Origin of the sequence: Modestobacter italicus, from assembly GCF_000306785.1 — a bacterium.
GTDB classification, from domain to species: domain Bacteria; phylum Actinomycetota; class Actinomycetes; order Mycobacteriales; family Geodermatophilaceae; genus Modestobacter; species Modestobacter italicus.
On the sequence record NC_017955.1, the window covers coordinates 548,257 to 566,234 of the forward strand.

At 74.9% G+C, this 17,978-nt stretch carries 14 protein-coding genes, 1 tRNA gene, 1 other RNA gene and 1 pseudogene; 12 read left to right on the forward strand and 5 right to left on the reverse strand.

All coding sequences use genetic code 11. From position 1 onward, the window contains the following. Positions 1-60 precede the first annotated feature (60 nt). Entirely contained in the window at positions 61-2,193 is a 2,133-nt protein-coding gene (locus MODMU_RS26685; protein ID WP_014738615.1) for a hypothetical protein, read from the forward strand. A gap of 39 nt (positions 2,194-2,232) precedes the next feature. Here the strand turns inward: MODMU_RS26685 and MODMU_RS02640 are convergent, their stop codons facing one another. Together MODMU_RS02640 and MODMU_RS02645 are read right to left on the reverse strand one after the other, a co-directional pair. Further along, the gene (locus MODMU_RS02640; protein WP_166503378.1) at positions 2,233-3,894 is read right to left on the reverse strand and encodes a serine/threonine-protein kinase; all 1,662 of its coding nucleotides are present in this window, start codon (positions 3,892-3,894) and stop codon (positions 2,233-2,235) included. 55 nt (positions 3,895-3,949) lie between these two features. After that, entirely contained in the window at positions 3,950-4,297 is a 348-nt protein-coding gene (locus MODMU_RS02645) for a hypothetical protein (protein ID WP_014738617.1), read from the reverse strand. Between the two features lie 139 nt (positions 4,298-4,436). Between MODMU_RS02645 and MODMU_RS02650 the strand changes: the two genes are divergently transcribed. Then, positions 4,437-4,521 (forward strand) — tRNA-Ser (locus tag MODMU_RS02650). A gap of 66 nt (positions 4,522-4,587) precedes the next feature. Here the strand turns inward: MODMU_RS02650 and MODMU_RS27495 are convergent. Continuing rightward, positions 4,588-5,385: pseudogene (locus tag MODMU_RS27495) on the reverse strand (DMT family transporter); the annotation flags it as partial. A 110-nt stretch (positions 5,386-5,495) separates the two neighbouring features. Here MODMU_RS27495 and ffs point away from each other — a divergent pair. The 3 genes from ffs to MODMU_RS02665 all read left to right on the forward strand — a co-directional run bounded on the left by ffs (position 5,496) and on the right by MODMU_RS02665 (position 8,649). Then, positions 5,496-5,591: signal recognition particle sRNA small type (ffs, locus tag MODMU_RS27500), an RNA gene on the forward strand. Positions 5,592-5,663: 72 nt separating this feature from the next. Further along, on the forward strand, positions 5,664-6,332 hold the full coding sequence (locus MODMU_RS02660; protein ID WP_014738619.1) for a YceI family protein: 669 nt from the start codon (positions 5,664-5,666) through the stop codon (positions 6,330-6,332). A 46-nt stretch (positions 6,333-6,378) separates the two neighbouring features. After that, positions 6,379-8,649, forward strand: a complete 2,271-nt coding sequence (locus tag MODMU_RS02665; RefSeq protein WP_014738620.1) for a DNA polymerase III subunit gamma and tau — start codon at positions 6,379-6,381, stop codon at positions 8,647-8,649. A gap of 77 nt (positions 8,650-8,726) precedes the next feature. Here the strand turns inward: MODMU_RS02665 and MODMU_RS02670 are convergent, their stop codons facing one another. Continuing rightward, positions 8,727-10,229 (reverse strand): DHA2 family efflux MFS transporter permease subunit, encoded by a 1,503-nt coding sequence (locus MODMU_RS02670; protein WP_014738621.1) that lies wholly within the window; start codon positions 10,227-10,229, stop codon positions 8,727-8,729. Between the two features lie 95 nt (positions 10,230-10,324). Here MODMU_RS02670 and MODMU_RS02675 point away from each other — a divergent pair, with 95 nt between their 5' ends. From MODMU_RS02675 to recR, 3 genes are all read left to right on the forward strand, one after another. Continuing rightward, a complete protein-coding gene (locus tag MODMU_RS02675) occupies positions 10,325-11,035 on the forward strand; it encodes a TetR/AcrR family transcriptional regulator (protein ID WP_014738622.1) in 711 nt (236 codons plus the stop codon). 73 nt (positions 11,036-11,108) lie between these two features. Continuing rightward, positions 11,109-11,444 carry a YbaB/EbfC family nucleoid-associated protein gene (locus MODMU_RS02680; protein WP_014738623.1) on the forward strand — a complete coding sequence of 112 codons (336 nt, stop codon included), beginning with the start codon at positions 11,109-11,111 and terminating at the stop codon, positions 11,442-11,444. A 43-nt stretch (positions 11,445-11,487) separates the two neighbouring features. Then, positions 11,488-12,084, forward strand: coding sequence for a recombination mediator RecR (gene recR, locus MODMU_RS02685; RefSeq protein ID WP_014738624.1), 597 nt, complete (start codon positions 11,488-11,490; stop codon positions 12,082-12,084). 42 nt (positions 12,085-12,126) lie between these two features. Here the strand turns inward: recR and MODMU_RS02690 are convergent, their stop codons facing one another. Then, the gene (locus tag MODMU_RS02690; RefSeq protein ID WP_014738625.1) at positions 12,127-12,495 is read right to left on the reverse strand and encodes a Rieske (2Fe-2S) protein; all 369 of its coding nucleotides are present in this window, start codon (positions 12,493-12,495) and stop codon (positions 12,127-12,129) included. 136 nt (positions 12,496-12,631) lie between these two features. Between MODMU_RS02690 and MODMU_RS02695 the strand changes: the two genes are divergently transcribed. The 4 genes from MODMU_RS02695 (at position 12,632) to MODMU_RS02710 (ending at position 17,912) form a co-directional block, all read left to right on the forward strand. Continuing rightward, positions 12,632-13,390: a VOC family protein gene (locus MODMU_RS02695; RefSeq protein ID WP_014738626.1), complete on the forward strand. Its 759-nt coding sequence runs from the start codon at positions 12,632-12,634 to the stop codon at positions 13,388-13,390. A 53-nt stretch (positions 13,391-13,443) separates the two neighbouring features. Then, positions 13,444-13,965, forward strand: a complete 522-nt coding sequence (locus MODMU_RS02700; protein WP_014738627.1) for a hypothetical protein — start codon at positions 13,444-13,446, stop codon at positions 13,963-13,965. Positions 13,966-13,982: 17 nt separating this feature from the next. After that, a complete protein-coding gene (locus tag MODMU_RS29900) occupies positions 13,983-16,076 on the forward strand; it encodes a TPM domain-containing protein (protein WP_014738628.1) in 2,094 nt (697 codons plus the stop codon). Between the two features lie 174 nt (positions 16,077-16,250). Continuing rightward, a complete protein-coding gene (locus MODMU_RS02710) occupies positions 16,251-17,912 on the forward strand; it encodes an ABC transporter substrate-binding protein (RefSeq protein WP_014738629.1) in 1,662 nt (553 codons plus the stop codon). Positions 17,913-17,978: the final 66 nt, after the last annotated feature.

Here is a 17,978-nt window from a genome sequence, read left to right on the forward strand (position 1 = left end):
GTCGCCGGGTGCTGACCGCTGCCGTCTGGAGGGCGCTACACCAACTGATCGGACGACATCGTGCCACTTCTCCCTGCCTCGGACGTGGTCGCCCTCGTGGTCACCACGGTGCTCGCCGTGGTCGTCGGTACCGCGCTGTTCCGGTCCTCGCATCGTCGCGGCACGCCTTGGCGGGCCTGTCGTGGCCGGTGGGTGCGCACGGTCGTGACGGGGGCGTCGACCCTGACGGTGCTGCTCATCGCCGTTCCTGCTGCACAGGCCGGCGACCGCCCTGCCGAGGAGTCGGTGGCAGCCGCTGACCCGGCCGTCGTCCCGGACGACGAGCCCTGGGCCTCCACCGGGGAGCCGGTGCTGCCCCCCGTGGACCCGGGTGCACCCGCAGCCAGGACGGCCTTTCCCGGGACCGAGGTCCCGCCCACGACCGAGCCGGCGCTCCCCGCGATCGAGGACGCGACGGCGCCCGGGGATGCGTCCACGAGCGGGTCAGCGGCCGTGCCCACGACGACCGTCTGGGGCATGGGTGACTCGCTGTTCCTGCAGTGCGGCGACTCCCTCGGGGTGGGCACCCGTTCACTGGGCATGGTCGGCTGGTGGGGCGGCACGACCCAGGACATGCGCAACCGGATGAGCTCCCCCGCTGGGAGCTGGCCCTACCTGACCGAGAGCTCGCACGCAGAGGAGCTGGCCGACTTCCGTCGGGCGGACTCGTGGGTCATCGGCCTCGGGTCCAACGACATGCGGCTGCTGACGGTCGCCCAGTACCGGGCCAACGTGGACTGGTTCATGCAGCAGTCCGCTGGGCGGCCGGTCGCCTGGTTCAACCTGCACAACGGCAACCTCGTCGACGCGACGGCGCAGTTCAACGCCGTCCTCCGGGATGCGGCCGGCCGGTGGCCCAACCTGACCGTCCTGGACTGGGACGCGTTCGTCACCGCCCACCCCTCGCTCCTGCACGCGGATCGGCTGCACCTCGCCGACAACGCGCACGGCTGCGAGCAGGGCCGGTTCTCGCTCATCCGGGCCGCGCTGGGCGCGGGCCCCACGGTCGGCCAGCCCGTCGAGCTCTCGACGGAGGACCCGATCGCGGTCGGCTACGACACCAGCAGCGGTGCCGCCGGCAGCCTCGGTGGCATCACCGGGCCGACCACGTGCGGGCTGCGCGACGGGGGCTGCTTGCGCAGCTTCGCGAACGGGCAGGTCCTCTGGTCGCCGAGGACCGGGGCCCATGCCGTCACCGGCGCCGTCTGGGGCAGGTGGGCGTCGACCTTCGGGGAGACCGGTCCGCTCGGGTACCCGATCGCCGAGGCCACGTGCGCGCTCCGGAACGGGGGGTGCAGCCAGGAGTTCACCACGGGGTCCGTCGTCTGGTCCGAGGCGAGCGGCGCTCGCACCATCCTGGGTCCCATCCGCGCAGCATGGCTGGCGGCCGGCGGGCAGGACGGGGCCCTCGGCTACCCGACCACCAGTGACACGTGCTCGCTCTCGGGGAACGGCTGCTTCCAGTTCTTTGAGGGCGGTTCGGTGTACTGGTCGGTCGCCAGCGGGGCGCACATCACCCGGGGTGCGATCTACGACCGGTGGGCGGTGCAGGGCTGGGAGAGGGGCGTGCTGGGCTACCCGACGTCGGACGAGAGCTGCGGTCTGCGCCGCGCCGGGTGTTACCAGACCTTCCAGGGCGGGCTGGTGCACTGGTCGCCGGCCAGCGGGGCGCACGTCACGCGGGGTGCGATCTACGACCGGTGGGCGGTGCAGGGCTGGGAGAGGGGCGTGCTGGGCTACCCGACGTCGGACGAGAGCTGCGGTCTGCGCGGCGCCGGGTGTTACCAGACCTTCCAAGGCGGGCTGGTGCACTGGTCGCCGGCCAGCGGGGCGCACGTCACGCGGGGTGCGATCTACGACCGGTGGGCGGCGCAGGGCTGGGAGAGCGGGCTGCTGGGCTACCCGACGTCCGACGAGGGCTGCGGTCTGCGCGGCGCTGGGTGTTACCAGACGTTCCAGGGTGGGGTGGTGCACTGGTCGCCGGCCAGCGGGGCGCACGTCACCTGGGGCGCGATCTACGCGACCTGGGCAGCGCAGGGCTGGGAGGCGGGCCGGCTGGGGTACCCGGTCACCGACGAGTACCGGGTGACCGGCGGCATCGCTCAACGCTTCCAGGGCGGCACCCTGACCTACGCCAACGGCCGAGTGCGGTGACCGCACCCACCTGACGTGCGTCGCTGACCCGCCTGCGCGTCAGCCCGCCCGGTCGGAGTCGATGAGCAGCTGCCCGTCCTCGCCGCGGACCAGCACGAACGTGTGCTGCTCGGGCAGCGTGCTGCCGTTCTCGACGTAGGTGACCGGCGCGGAGGCGGTGAGCGAGCCGTCGGTGGCCGACACCGGGCCGAGGGTGACCGAGTCGAACCGGTTCCAGAACGCGATGTAGTTGCCGCGGCTCTCGGCGCCGCGCAGCGTCGGCCCGGTGAGGTCCCAGGCGCTCTGCGGGTCCTGCGGCAGCAGGGCGTAGTAGCTGGTGATCGCCTGCCGCACCTCGGCCGCCGAGCCCTGCTCCGCGTCGTCGGACGACGGTGGCGGGGTCGTGGACGGCGCGGGCGTCGACGGCGGGGTGGAGGGCGCGCTCTCCGACGTCGACGGCGCACTGGACGAGGCCGCCGACGGCGTCGGGGAGGGCGTGGCGGTGGGCTCGGACGCGGGCGCGCTGCTGGACGTCGGGTCGGCGGTCGGCGTCCGGTCGTCGTCCCGGCCGAGCTGCCAGACGACCACGAGGCCGACCAGCAGTGCGGCGACCAGCGCCGCGGCCAGCGCGATCAGCCGGCCGCGGCGGCGCCGGCGCGGTGCCGGGGCGGGGGCGGCCGCGGGGGTGCGGTCCGCCGGTGGCCCGGCCGGCGGGGAGGGGGCGGGCGCGGGCTGCGCGGGGGCGGGTGCCACGGCCTGGACGGCGGTCGCAGCGGGGGTGCCCGCCGGCGTGGCCGGCGTGCCGGCGGCGGGGACGGCGGGCAGCACCCGGGCCCCCACCGGGTGGCCGTCGGTGAGCGTGGAGGGCAGCGGCGTCCGGGCGGTGAGCACCGCGGTGACGTCCCGGTCGCGACCGGCGGCCAGGGTGGCCAGCTCGTCGCGGACCTCGGTCATCGACGGCCGCTGCGCCGGGTCGGAGTCGAGCATGCGCATCAGCGGGCGGGTCAGCGCACCGGCGTTGCGCGGCCGGGTGAACTCGCCGCCGGCGACCCGGTAGAGCATCTCCAGCGGGTTCTCGGTCATCCCGAACGGCGGGGTGCCCTCCAGGCAGGCGAACAGCGTGGCGCCCAGGGAGTAGACGTCGCTGGCCTCGTCGGGCTCCTGCCCACGGGCGACCTCCGGAGCCAGGTAGGCCGGCGTGCCCTTGACCACCCCGGTCTGGGTCAGCGAGACGTCGCCGCGCGCCCGGGAGATGCCGAAGTCGGTGATCTTCACCTGGCCCTCGCTGCGGCCGCCCTCGCCGATCAGGATGTTGCCCGGCTTGACGTCGCGGTGCACGACCCCGGCCGCGTGCGTGGCGATCAGGGCGTCGGCGACCTGGGCGCCGATCTGGGCCACCTGCTGCACCGGCAGGGTGCCGCGGTCGGCCAGCACCTGGGCCAGGCTGCGCGAGGGCAGGTACTCCATGACCAGCCACGGCGTGCCGCCGTCGTCGACCATGTCGTAGACCGAGACGGCGTGCGGGTGGGTGATCCGGGCGGCGATCCGGCCCTCGCGCATCGCCGCGTCGCGGTGGCCGGCGGTGGCCTCCGGGTCGCTGCCGACCGGGATCAGCACCTGCTTGACCGCGACGTCGCGACCCAGCAGCTCGTCGCGGGCGAGCCAGACCGCGCCCATCGCCCCGCCACCGAGCCGACGGCTCAGCAGATAGCGCCCGGCCACCCGGGCACCCGCCGCCGTCACCCCTGTCCCGATCGCCCGCCCGCCCGGCCGGAGCTCAGGCGGAGACCGGGGCGCCGAAACGGCGCGCGTACTCCGTCTGGGCCCCCTCGGGCAGTGCGTCGTACAGGTCGGCCAGCTCGTCGATCGAGCTCTGCGGCAGCTCGTCGAACAGCTGGGACCAGCTCGGCGGGTCGTCGTGGCTGCGGGTGAGCAGCAGCTCCCAGGCCCGGGTCTGCCGGTCGCGCTGGGCCCGCTCGGCGACCATGCCGGAGAGGTACTGGTCCTTCGCGGCGTCCTTCTCGGCCCGCGTGGCGTCGGCCGGGAGGTTGCTGGGGTCGGTCTCCTGCAGCGCCGTCACGATGGCGGCGACCACCTCGGGGCGCACCTGCTCGGTACCGCTCATGTCCCGTCCTCCCGCTCCTGTGCCCGGCTGGCGTGTCGCCGGGTCCGACAACTCAACCACTCTCGCAGGGTGCGGGCCGCTCGGCAGGGAGGGGACCGGCTGACTGCCCGGGAGGTGCCCGGTAGAGTGACGCCGCACTGGAGGATTCGCCTAGTGGCCTATGGCGCTCGCTTGGAAAGCGGGTTGGGTGCAAGCCCTCGGGAGTTCGAATCTCCCATCCTCCGCAGGTAGAGCGCCGTCACGGCGCCGAGCATCAGCGCCCCGCCCGCCAGCGCGGTCGGGGCGAGCCGCTCGCCGAGCAGCGCGGCGGCCAGCGCGGTCGCGGTCAGCGGCTCGAGCAGGGTCACGATCGAGGCCACCGCGGCCGGCACCACGCGCACCCCGGTGAAGAACAGCCCGTAGGCCAGCGCCGTCGGCACCGTGCCCAGGTAGAGCAGCAGGGCCAGCGACAGCGGGTCGGTGGTCAGGTCCAGCCCGGCGGCGAGCGCCACCGGCGTCAGCAGGACGGCACCGGCCGCGAAGCCCACCGTCGTCGTCGGCACGCCGTCGGGCACCCGGGCGGAGAGCAGCACCACGCCGGCGTAGGCGATCGCGCAGCCGACCGCCGACAGCGCGCCGAGCAGCACGGCGTCCCCGCCGTCGCCGCCGGCCGAGACGCCGACCAGCAGCACCAGGCCGGCCAGCGCGACGAGGAGTGCCAGCCCGGTCGGCCGGTCTGGCCGGCCGTGCCCGAGGACGGCGGCGCCGACGGCCACCAGCAGCGGGGCGAGCCCGAGCGAGACCAGCGTGGCGATGCTCACCCCGGCGGTGGCGACGGCGGCGAAGTAGGCGCTCTGGTAGGCGGCGAGCCCGGCGCCGACGGCGACCAGCCGCCACCGCAGCCCGCCGGTCAGCGGCGTCCCGGTGCGCGGCCGGCGGGCCGCGTGCACCACGCCCAGGACGGCGGCGCCGATGGCCATCCGGTGCCAGGCGACGTCCAGCGGGTCCAGGCCGGTGCGGTCGGCGACGACGTCACCGGTGAGCCCTGAGGTGCCCCAGCAGAGCGCGGCGAGGACGACGAGCGCGAAGCCGCGCGCGGGGGAGGGCATGACGCTCCTGGGGTGGTCCGGTCGGGCGGCGCGGTCAGCGCGCGGGAGCGTAGCGAGCACGATCTCCGGACGGCGAACGACTTCCGGCGGGGGCGTCCTCTACAGTGGTGCACGACCCCTCGTGCGGCGTCACCCTGTGAACCTCCCCAGGGCCGGAAGGCAGCAAGGATAAGCGGGCTCTGACGGGTGTGCGGGGGGTCCCTTTTCGTTGTCGGCTTCACAGGCTCCTCCCAGGTTCATCCGCTTTGATGCATGAACCTTCAAACAGGGGAGCCGTCATGCCCAGTCGCCGCGCCTGGTGGATCACCGGTGGAGCGGTCGCCGTCGTCGCCGCTGCCGCGGTCGGGGGACCGCTGGTCTACGCCGCGCTGGAGGAGGACGCCCCGCCGGCGCCCACCGTCCAGGTCCAGCCCTCGGACGCCGCCCTGGTCAACGACACCGACGGCACCTGGACCGTGGCCGCGGGCTCGTCGGCCGGCTACCGCGTGCACGAGGTGCTCAACGGCGCCGACGCGACCGTCGCGGGCACCACCGACCAGGTCACCGGCAGCGTGGTCATCACCGGCGGCGACCTGGCCGACGCCGACCTGAGCGTCGACGTCGCCTCGATCGCCACCGACAGCGGGCAGCGGGACTCCTACTTCCGCGGCAACGTCATGGACGTCGACGCGAACCCGACCGCGACGTTCTCGGTCACCCAGCCGGCCGACCTGCCCGAGCTGACCGGCACCCCGGTGACCGTGCCGGTGACCGGGGAGCTGACCCTCAAGGGGGTCACCCAGCAGGTGCAGACGGAGATCTCCGTCGTCCGCACCGGTGCCGGGGTCGACGTCTCCGGGTCTGTCCCGGTGACCTTCGGCGACTACGGGATCGACGCGCCGAACCTGGGCTTCGTCCGGGTGGACGACCAGGGTGCCGTGGAGTTCTTCCTGCACCTGACCCTCTGAGTCCGGCCTCGTCCGGATCGTCGGTGCGGGCACGTAGCCTCAGGGCGTGGCTCTGGCGCTCTACCGGAAGTACCGCCCGGCGACCTTCGCCGAGGTGGTCGGTCAGGAGCACGTCACCGCGCCCCTGATGAACGCCGTCGACAGCGGGCGGATCAACCACGCCTACCTGTTCAGCGGCCCGCGCGGCTGCGGCAAGACGTCCTCGGCGCGGATCCTGGCGCGCTCGCTCAACTGCGAGCAGGGCCCGACGTCGACGCCGTGCGGGGTCTGCGGCTCGTGCATCTCGCTGGCCCCCGACGGCCCGGGCTCCATCGACGTCATGGAGATCGACGCGGCCAGCCACGGTGGTGTCGACGACGCCCGCGACCTGCGCGAGAAGGCGTTCTTCGCGCCGGTGCACAGCCGCTACAAGGTCTACATCGTCGACGAGGCGCACATGGTCACCACGCAGGGCTTCAACGCCCTGCTGAAGGTGGTCGAAGAGCCGCCGGAGTTCCTGGTCTTCGTCTTCGCCACGACCGAGCCGGAGAAGGTCCTCCCGACCATCCGCTCGCGCACCCACCACTACCCGTTCCGGCTGGTGCCGCCGAGCACGCTGCGCGGGCTGCTGGAGAAGACCTGCGCCGCCGAGGGCGTGCAGGTCGAGCCGACGGTCTTCCCGCTGGTGGTGCGGGCCGGCGGTGGGTCGGTGCGCGACTCGCTGTCCATCCTCGACCAGCTGCTGGCCGGCGCGGGGCCCGAGGGCGTCACCTACCGCACCGCGGTCGGGCTGCTCGGCGTCACCGACGAGGCGCTGCTGGACGAGGCCGTCGACGCGCTGGCGGCCGCCGACGCGCCCGGGGTCTTCCAGGCCGTCGACCGGGTGGTGGAGGCCGGGCACGACCCGCGCCGGTTCGCCACCGACCTGCTCGACCGGCTGCGCGACCTGATCGTGCTCAACGCCGTCCCCGAGGCCGGCGGCAACGGGCTGCTGGACTGCCCGCCCGACCGGCTGGACCTGATGTCCCGGCAGGCGCAGGCGCTGGGCGCGGCGACGCTGTCCCGGCTGGCCGACACCGTGCACGAGGGCCTGACCGAGATGCGCGGCACCACCGCGCCGCGGCTCCTGCTGGAGCTGGTCTGCGCCCGGATGCTGCTCCCCGGCGTCGACGACTCGGCTGCCGCGACGCTGCAGCGGCTGGAGCGCCTGGAGCGGCGGATGTCGATCGCCGGCGAGCACGCCGGCCGTCCCGAGCCCGCGGTCGCCGCCGCCCCGGCCGCACCGGTGCGCCCCGCACCTGCCCCCGCCCCGGTGGAGCGTGCGCCGGCGCCGCAGCGCGAGCCGGCGCCCGCTGCTGCGGTCGCGGCAGCCTCGGCCGCAGCTGCTCCGGCCGCCGCCCGCCCGGCCTACGTGCGGCCGTCCCAGGCCCGTGCGGCGGCGACGGCCGGTCCGGTCGCCGCCCCCACACCGGCGGCCGCGGCCCCGGAGGGCGACGACGGCTGGCCGGTCACCGCCCGTCCGGGCGCGATGGCCTCCGCTCCCGCGCCGGCCCCCGCGTCGTCCGGTTCGGCCGGTGACGGGCCGCCGACAGTGCGGCCGCGGCCGCCGGTGGCGGCGGGGGAGCCCGACGTGCCGCTGCCGCCCGAGCCGACCGACGACGAGGACTGGCCGCAGCCGACCCGCGCCGCCGCACCCACGCAGGCCCCGGCTCCGGCACGGGCGCCGCAGCCCGAGCCGGCGGCTCCGGCTGCCCCGCCCGCCTCGACGCCTGCTCCGGCGCCGCGCGCTGCGGCGGAGTCGGCTCCCGCACCGCGCGGGGGTGAGCCGACGCCGCTGGTCTCGGCGAACCCCGAGGAGCCGGGCGGGGGAGACGGCGAGCTGACCACCGTCGACGTCCGGCGGATCTGGCCGGAGCTGCTCGCGGTGGTGAAGCGGCACAAGCGCACCACGGAGGCGCTGCTCAAGAGCGCGCAGGTGCACGACCTGACCAACGGCACGCTCACCCTGGTGGCCACCTCACCGGCGCTGGCCAAGATGCTCGGCGACGACCTGAACAAGGACATCGTCCGGCAGGCGCTGCAGGAGCTGCTCGGCGTCCGGTGGAAGGTGCAGGCCGTCGTCGACGCCCCGGGGCAGCCGGCGGCCGGTCCGGCCCCGACCCCGGAGGCGGCGCGGGCTGCGGTGCAGGCCGCGGAGAGCGCCGAGGCCGACGAGCTGATGGCCGAGCGGGCCGCCGAGGTCACCCCCGACGGTGCGGACGCCCCGCCCCCGCTCGACCCGGAGGCGGCAGCGCTCCAGCTGCTGCGCACGCAGCTGGGCGCCCGCCCCATCGAGTAAGGACCCCCTCGCCCCCCACAACACGCTCCGCGTGCCGCGGGCCCCTGCGAGGGGGCCGGGGGCGAGGGGGTCCTTCCTCAGTGCGCGATGACCGGGGCGGCGTCCGGGTCCTGCTCGACCGCGCCGTGCGGCAGCAGCACCGCGGAGATGACCGCGCCGGCGGCGAAGATGGCCGCCGACCAGGCGAACACCGTGGTGTAGCTGCTCACCGAGGCCTCCAGCAGCGCGGCCGGGTCGCCCGGGTCCACCCCGGCCAGGGCGTCGGTGGCGGCCGCGGCGGCCAGCGCGCTGAGCACCGCGGTGGCGATCGAGCCACCGATCTGCTGGAAGGTGTTCACCGCCGCCGAGGCCACCCCGGCGTCGGTGCGGTCCACCCCGAGGGTGGCGGCGGCGAACGCCGGGGCGATCGCCAGGCCGAGGCCGAGGCCGACGACCACCAGGCCCGGGAAGACGTGGGTCCAGTAGCCGCTGTCCACGCCCAGGGTGACGAAGAGCAGCAGCCCGCCGGCGCCGAGCAGGAAGCCCGCGACGACCGGGATCTTCAGCCCGATCCGGTTGACCAGGACGGGCGCAAGCTGGGCGGAGACCGTCAGCCCGACGATCATCGGCAGGAAGGCCACGCCGGTCGGCAGCGGCGCGAAGCCGAGCACCGTCGTCATGTAGTAGGTCAGGAACAGGAAGACGCCGAACATGCCGGCCCCGATCACGGCGACGGCGATGTACGCCCCACCGCGGGTGCGGTCCAGCACGACCCGCATCGGCAGCAGCGGGTGCGCGGTGCGGGTCTCGACCACCACGAAGCCGACGAGCAGCACGAGCCCGGCCGCGATGAAGCCCAGCGTGCTGGTGGCCGTCCAGCCGTCGGTCTCGGCGGTGCCCAGGCCGTAGACCAGGGACACCAGGCCGGCGACGCTCAGCACGGTGCCGGGGACGTCGAGCCGCGGCCCGCCCTTCTCCCGGGCGTCGGCGCGGGGCAGGAACATCACGGCGCCCAGGACGGCGACCGCGGCGATCGGCACGTTGACGTAGAGGCACCAGCGCCAGGAGAGGTACTCGGTCAGCGCCCCGCCCAGGATGAGGCCGATGGCGCCGCCACCGCCGGAGATCGCGCCGAAGATGGCGAAGGCCCGGCCGCGCTCGCGGCCGTCGGTGAACGTCACGGTGAGCAGCGAGAGGGCGGCGGGGGCGAGCAGGGCGCCGAAGACGCCCTGGGCCGCGCGGGCGGTGACCAGCAGGCCGAAGCCCTCGGCGGCGCCACCGACGGCCGACGCGGCGGCGAAGCCGACCAGCCCGATGAGGAACAGCGGCTTGCGGCCGAACAGGTCGGCCAGCCGGCCGCCGAGCAGCAGCAGCGAGCCGAAGGCCAGGGCGTAGGCGGTGACGATCCACTGCCGGTCGTCGTTGCCGAACCCGAGGTCGGCCTGGGCGGTCGGCAGGGCGATGTTGACGATGGTCGCGTCGAGCACGACGACGAGCTGGGCGGTGGCGACCACCGCGAGGACGAGCCAGCGGCGCGCGTGGTCGGGGGGAGACGCCGGCGGGGCCGCGGTGGCCCGGTCGGTGCCGGTGGCGCTGGTCATCAGTCCTCCGTGAGAAGTGGAGCGGTGTTTCCGTTTCTGTCGAGGAGGCTAGCAAGGGAAACGGAGACTTGTTCCACTTCGGCTACCCTCGGGGCATGTCCTCGGTCACCCCGGTCGCCGCCGCCGACGCAGCGGTCGGCACAGCCATCGACGACGCCCGCCCCCTCCGCCGGGACGCTGAGCGCAACCGACGGCTGATCCTCGCCGCCGCCCGCCAGGTGTTCGCCCAGCGCGGTCTCCGGGCCGGGTTCGACGAGATCGCCCGGGTCGCCGGGGTGGGCGTGGGCACGGTGTACCGGCGCTTCCCCGACCGCGGTGACCTGGTCGACGCCCTGTTCGAGGAGGAGATCGACGCGGTGGTGGCCCGGGTCGAGGCGGCCGCCGCCGACCCGGACCCGTGGGCCGGCCTGTGCGGCTTCGTCACCTGGGGGGTCGAGGCGCAGGCGGCCGATCGCGGCCTGTCCCAGGTGCTCACCGCCGGCGGCTACGGCCACGAGCGGATCGCCCGGGGGCGGGCCCGGATCGAGCCGGCGGTCGCGCTGCTGGTCACCCGCGCCCAGTCCGCCGGTGTGCTCCGGGCGGACGTGTCCGCGCTGGACATCGCCATCGCCACCGCGACGCTCAGCCAGATCGGCGGCCCGGACCGGCCGGACCTGCGGCAGCGGTACGTCACCCTGCTGCTCGACGGCCTCGCCGTCTCCCGGGACGCGCCCTCGCCGCTGCCCGGGGTGCCGCCGGTCGAGGCGGACCTCGCCTGCCTCGACGAACCGGCCCGGCGGGCCGGGCCGGGGCCGGCCGAGGGCTGACCGACCCGCACCGGACGAGATCGGGACCGGGGAGTCGGCCACGACTGTCGGCAGCAGCACCTACGCTCCAGTCATGGGACCCGGTGGCCAGCCCGACATGAGCCAGTTGCTGCAGCAGGCGCAGAAGATGCAGCAGGCGCTCGCCGACGCGCAGCAGCAGCTGGCCACCAGCGAGGTGACCGGCTCGGCCGGTGGTGGCCTGGTGACGGCCACGATGACCGGCAACGGTGACGTCGTCGCCCTCACCATCGCCCCGGCCGCCGTCGACCCCGACGACGTCGAGACCCTGCAGGACCTGGTCGTCGCCGCGCTGCGGGACGCCCAGCGGGCCGTGAACGAGCTCGCCGCCGCCACGATGGGCCCCGTCACGGGCGGCCTCGGCGGCGGGCTGGGTCTGCCCGGCTTCTGACCCACCCGGGGCGGCGTCCCGCCGTCCCACTCGAAGGAGAACCGTGTACGAGGGCGCTGTCCAGGACCTCATCGACGAGCTCGGGCGGCTGCCCGGCGTCGGTCCCAAGAGCGCGCAGCGCATCGCCTTCCACCTGCTGGCCGCCGAGTCGGCCGACGTGGGCCGGCTCGTCGCCGCCCTGCAGCGGGTGCAGGCCGAGGTCCGCTTCTGCGTGACCTGCTACAACGTCGCCGAGGGCGAGCAGTGCCGGATCTGCCGCGACCCGCGGCGGTCGCTCGACGTCATCTGCGTCGTCGAGGAGCCCAAGGACGTCGTGGCGATCGAGCGCACCCGCGAGTTCAAGGGCCGGTACCACGTGCTCGGCGGCGCGATCAGCCCGATCGAGGGCATCGGCCCCGACGACCTGCGGGTCAAGGAGCTGATGACCCGGCTGATGGACGGTCAGGTCACCGAGCTGATCATCGCCACCGACCCCAACCTCGAGGGCGAGGCGACCGCCGCCTACCTGGCCCGGCTGGTCAACCCGCTGGGCATGGAGGTCTCCCGGCTGGCCAGCGGCCTGCCGGTCGGCGGTGACCTCGAGTACGCCGACGAGGTCACCCTGGGCCGCGCCTTCGAGGGCCGCCGCCGCATCGCCTGAGCGGAGTGCCAGGGCGCGGGAAACGCGCCCCTGGCACTCCGCTCAGTCCAGGACGACGACGTCGTCCCCGCGGCGGACGGCGCGGCGGACGCGGAGCCGGACGAGCTGGCCGAACCGCTTCACCAGCCCGGAGTAGCCGGGGGTCGGGCCGTGGTAGCCGAGGAAGCCGCGCGGACCGGACACCATCTCGCCGGTGTGCAGGTCGTAGCGGGCCTGGTGCCACGGGCACACCAGGCACCCCTCGGCGTCCACGCTGCCCTGGGCCAGGTCGGCGAGCTGGTGCCGGCACCGGCGCGAGACGGCGGCGAGCCGGCCGCGGTCGTTGACCACCGCCCACTGCCCGGCCGGGCGCACGGCACCCGGCGGCAGGTCGGCGGCGGGGACGCGATCGGGCTCGGGTGCGGTGTCCATGACGGGCTCCGGCCTCCTGGTCTCGGTGGGTGCCGACCTCCCTACCCCGCGCAGCGGCGTGCAGACCTCGCGCGCCGGGGCACCGGATCTGTCGGTGCCCGGTGGGACGGTCGACCTCCCGACCCGAGGAGGAGTCATGCCCACTCGCGACACCCCCTGGCCGTCCGGCACGCCGTGCTGGGTCGACCTCGGCACCCCCGACATGGACGCGGCGCAGGCGTTCTACGCGTCGTTCCTCGGCTGGACGTACTCCGGCGGTGGCCCGGAGGACGGCGGCTACGCGATGTGCCTGCGCGACGGCCGCAAGGCGGCCGGCATGGGCCCGCAGCAGAGCCCCGACGACCCGCCCCGCTGGACGACGTACTTCGCCACCGACGACGCCGACGCCACCGCCGCCGCGATCACCGGCGCGGGCGGCACGGTGCTCGCCGGACCTATGGACGTCGGTCCCGCCGGGCGGATGGCGATCGCCGCCGACCCGCAGGGCAACCCCTTCGGCCTGTGGCAGGCCGGGGAGACGACCGGGGTCGAGGTGTTCAACGAACCCGGCGCGCTGGTCTGGAACGAGGCGGCCGTCGCCGACCCGGCTGCGGCGCGGGAGTTCTACGGCGCGGTGTTCGGGTTCCGCTGGGAGGAGGTCGCCGGCGCCGAGGGCTACACCACCTTCGCCACCGGCGACCGGCCGCTGGGTGGGCTCAGCGGCACCGACCCGGGGCTGCCCACGGGCTGGTCGACCTGCTTCTCGGTGGCCTCCACCGACGAGGCGGTCCGGGCGGTCGAGGCGGGCGGCGGCAAGGTCCTGATGGCCGCCCAGGACACCGAGTTCGGCCGGTTCGCCGTCCTCGCCGACCCGTGGGGCGCCTCCTTCTCGGTGATGGCGGAGATCGCCGGCTGAGCAGGACCTGACATCTGGCACCTGTCCCGGGGCGAGGCCCCGGGACAGGCTGGGTGCACGCCCTGCGGCGGCACCTCCGCGACCGGGCGCCGGACCGCGGCGGTCGGCCGCAGGGGGTGGTCGGTGTGCGGAACGTCGTCCTGGCGGTGCACGTCCTGCTGGGCAGCGGGGGGCTGCTGCTCGGCCCGGCGTGGGCGGCCGCCCGGCTCCGTGGCCGCCCGGCGACCGGCCTGGCGGCGGCTTACCAGGCGGTGGTCGCCGGGGTCGCCGTCTCCGCCGGGGTCCTCGCCGTCACCGACCCCCAGCTGGCCTGGCTGCTGCCGGTCGCGGTCGCCACCGAGGTGCTCGCGGTCACCGGGGCGCTGGCCCGGCGGCGGAACTGGCCGGGCTGGCGGAGCTGGCAGCCGCACCTGCTGGGCGGGTCCTACATCGCGCTGGTCACCGGGGTGCTGATCGCCGAGACCGGCAATCCGGTGTGGTGGCTGCTCCCCGCCCTGGTCGGCCAGCTGCCGATCGCCGTGGCCAAGCGCCGGCTGCACGCGGTCGGCGCACCACCCACCCCTGCCGCGGCCTGATCAGCGACGATGGGGGCATGTCCCGCCTCCCCCGACTGGTCGCCGCCCTCTCCGTGCTGGCCGCCCCGCTGCTGGTCACCGGCACCGCGGCCGCCTCGCCGCCCAGCGACCTGACCCGGGAGCTCACCGACGCCGCCGGGGTGCTGGACGACCCCGCCGAGGCGCAGTCGGCCATCGACAGCGTCGAGTCCGACGCCGGTGTCCAGCTGTTCGTCGTCTTCGTCGACAGCTTCGACGGGCAGGACGGCCAGGCATGGGCCGACGCCACCGCCGCGGCGACCGGACTGGGATCGGAGGACGCGGTCTTCGCGGTCGCCGTCGACGACGGCCTCTACGGGCTCTCCGTCGGCAACGCGGTCCCGCAGTCGGAGGCGGAGATCGACGAGTTCCTCACCTCCGACGTCGAGCCGGAGCTGTCGGCCGGCGACTGGGAGGGCGCGGTCGTCGCCGTCGCCGACGGGCTGGGCGGAGACGTCGGGCCCAGCGGGGACGACGGCTCCGGCGGTGGCGGAGCGGCGCTCGGGGTCATCGCGGCGATCGCCGTCGTGGGTGGCGGCGGCTACGTGCTGACCCGCAACCGCAGGCGGCGCAAGCAGGCCGCGGCCCAGCAGGTGGCCGCAGCCCGGGCCGCCGACCCGTTCCCGGACGAGACCACCGAGCAGCTGACCTTCCGGGCCAGCGGCGCCCTGCTGGAGGTCGACGAGGCGGTCCGCACCTCCTCGCTCGAGCTCGACTTCGCCCGCGCCCAGTACGGCGACGAGCCGGTCGCGGGGTTCGCGGAGGCCCTGGCGCAGTCGCAGTCGGAGATGCAGCAGGCGTTCACCCTCCGCCAGCAGCTGGACGACGAGATCCCCGAGGACGAGCCGACCAAGCGCCGGATGCTCGCGGAGGTGCTCCGGCTGACCGGTGCCGCCGACGCGCGGCTGGACGCCCAGGCCGCGGCGTTCGACCAGCTGCGCGACCTGGAGCGCACCGCACCGCAGGCGCTGGACCGGCTCACGCCGCAGGTGGCCGCCCTCCAGGCCCGGCTGCCGCAGGAGGAGCAGCGGCTGGCCGCGCTGCGCCAGCGGTTCGCCGACTCGGCCCTCGCGCCGGTCGCGGACAACGTCGCCCAGGCGCGGGCCCGGCTGGAGGCGGCCGCCGCCGAGGTCGAGGAGGCCCGCGGTCACGTCCAGGCCGGGCAGGCCGGGCAGGCGGTCGGCTCGCTGCGGGTCGCCGAGGACGCCGTCGCGCAGAGCGGCACGCTGCTCGACGGCATCGGCCGGCTGGCCGCCGACCTCGAGGCGGCGCCCACCCGGCTCGCCGCGGTCCGGGCCGAGACCGAGCAGGACCTCGCCGAGGCGCGCTCCCTGCTGGCCAGCACCCCCGGCGACCCCACCGGTCTCGGCCCCCTGGTGGCCCGCGCGGAGGCGGCGCTCGCCGCCACCGGTGCCGTGGCCGGCGGCCAGCGACCGGACCCGCTCGCGGTGGTGCGCCAGCTGGAGGAGGCCGACGGCGCCCTCGACCAGGCCCTCGCCGGCGCCCGTGACGCCGCCACCCAGGCCCGCCGGGCCACCGCGGCGCTGGACCAGACCGTGCTCACCGCCCGGTCGACGATCGACGCGGCGGCGGACTTCATCAGCACCCGGCGCGGCGCCATCGGTCCGGAGGCGCGCACCCGGCTCGCCGAGGCCCAGCGGCGGCTGGACGCCGCCGTCGCGAACGGTCCCGGGGACCCGGTCGGTGCCCTGCGCGACGCGCAGCAGGCGGCCACCCTGGCGCAGCAGGCCCTGGACCTGGCCCAGGCCGACGTGGACCAGTGGTCCAGCGGGCCGGGCGGCCCCGGCTACGGCGGCCCGGCGTACGGCGGCGGCCGCGGAGGCGGGTACGGCCGCGGGCCCGGGGTCGACCTGGGCAGCCTGGTGCTCGGCGGCATCCTGGCCGGCGGCTCCCGCGGCGGGTTCGGCGGCGGCAGCTTCGGTGGCGGTGGGTTCGGTGGCGGTGGGTTCGGTGGCGGCTTCGGTGGCGGGGGCCTCGGCGGTGGCGGCCGTGGCGGGGGTGGCCGTGGCGGCGGCGGCAGCTTCGGCGGGTCGGGCAGCCGGGGACGGCACGGTGGTGGCGGCCGCTTCTGAGCGGCCCGCACCACACCGGCGTCCGGCCGTGGTCACAACACGATCACAGCCTCATCCGCGCTTCTCACACCGTGGGACCGGTGTGTTAGTCATGGACTTCCGATGGCCACTGGCGGCTGCGGTGCTGCGCCACCGTGCGCCCGCAGGCCGCCTCCCACGAGATCGAGGTAGCGGATGAACTCCGTGTCCAGGAACGGCCGGCGCACGCTGGTCGCGACGGCAGGCATCACGGCGGCAGCGCTCGCGCTGGCCGCCTGCGGCGGCGGCAGCAGCGACGACGGCGACAGCGGCGGCGGCTCGGGCGGCGGCGGCAGCCTGACGATCGGCACCAGCGACAAGATCACCACGATCGACCCCGCCGGCGCCTACGACAACGGCTCGTTCGCGGTGATGAACCAGGTCTACCCGTTCCTGATGAACACGACGCCGGGCAACCCCGACGTCCAGCCGGACATCGCGGAGTCCGCCGAGTTCACCTCGCCGACCGACTTCACGGTCACGCTCAAGCCCGGTCTGACCTTCGTCAACGGCCACGACCTGACCTCCTCGGACGTCAAGTTCAGCTTCGACCGCATCCTGACGATCAACGACGAGAACGGCCCGGCCTCGCTGCTGGCCAACCTCGCCAGCGTCGAGGCGCCGGACGACACCACGGTCGTGTTCAAGCTCAAGGTCGGCAACGACCAGACCTTCGCGCAGATCCTGTCCACCAACGTGGGCCCGATCGTCGACGAGGAGGTGCTGTCGGCCGACGCGCTCACCCCGGACGCCGACATCGTCGCGGGCGAGTCCTTCGCCGGCCCGTACACGATCACCAACTACGACCAGAACAACCTGGTCTCCTACGAGGCGAACCCCGACTACCAGGGTGTCCTCGGCGCGCCGAAGACCGACACGGTCAACGTCAAGTACTACGCCGACGCCTCGAACCTGAAGCTGGACATCCAGGAGGGCAACATCGACGTCGCCTTCCGCAGCCTCTCGGCCACCGACATCGCCGACCTGCGCGGCAACGACAACGTGCAGGTGATCGACGGCCCCGGTGGGGAGATCCGCTACATCACCTTCAACTTCAACACCCAGCCCTTCGGCGCGACCACCCCGGAGGCCGACCCGGCCAAGGCGCTGGCCGTGCGCCAGGCGGTCGCCGACCTGATCGACCGGCAGGAGCTCGCCGACCAGGTCTACAAGGGCACCTACACCCCGCTGTACTCCTTCGTCCCCGAGGGCCTGACCGGCGCCATCACCCCGCTGAAGGACGCCTACGGCGACGGCAACGGTGGCCCGGACGTCGACAAGGCCAAGGAGCGGCTGGCCGCGGCCGGCGTGACCACGCCGATCGAGCTCAGCCTGCAGTACTCCAGCGACCACTACGGGCCGTCCTCGGGTGACGAGTACGCGCTGATCAAGGACCAGCTGGAGTCCAGCGGCCTGTTCACCGTGAACCTGCAGACCACCGAGTGGGTGCAGTACTCCAAGGACCGCGTCGCCGACGTCTACCCGGCCTACCAGCTCGGCTGGTTCCCGGACTTCTCCGACGCCGACAACTACCTGACGCCGTTCTTCCTGAACACCCCGGAGAGCACCGCGTTCCTGCAGAACCACTACCAGAACGACGCGGTGAACGCGCTCATCCAGCAGGAGGTGACGGCCACGGACCCGGCCGCCCGCCAGCAGCTCATCGAGCAGGTGCAGACGGAGGTCGCCAAGGACCTGGCCACCGTCCCCTACCTGCAGGGATCCCAGGTCGCCGTCGTCGGTACCGACGTCAGCGGCACGGAGGACACGCTGGACGCGTCCTTCAAGTTCCGCTACGGCGTCCTGTCCAAGGGCTGATCAGCCGCTGACCGGCTGATCGACACCGCACACGGCCCCGGGCGACCCGCACGACGCGGGTCGCCC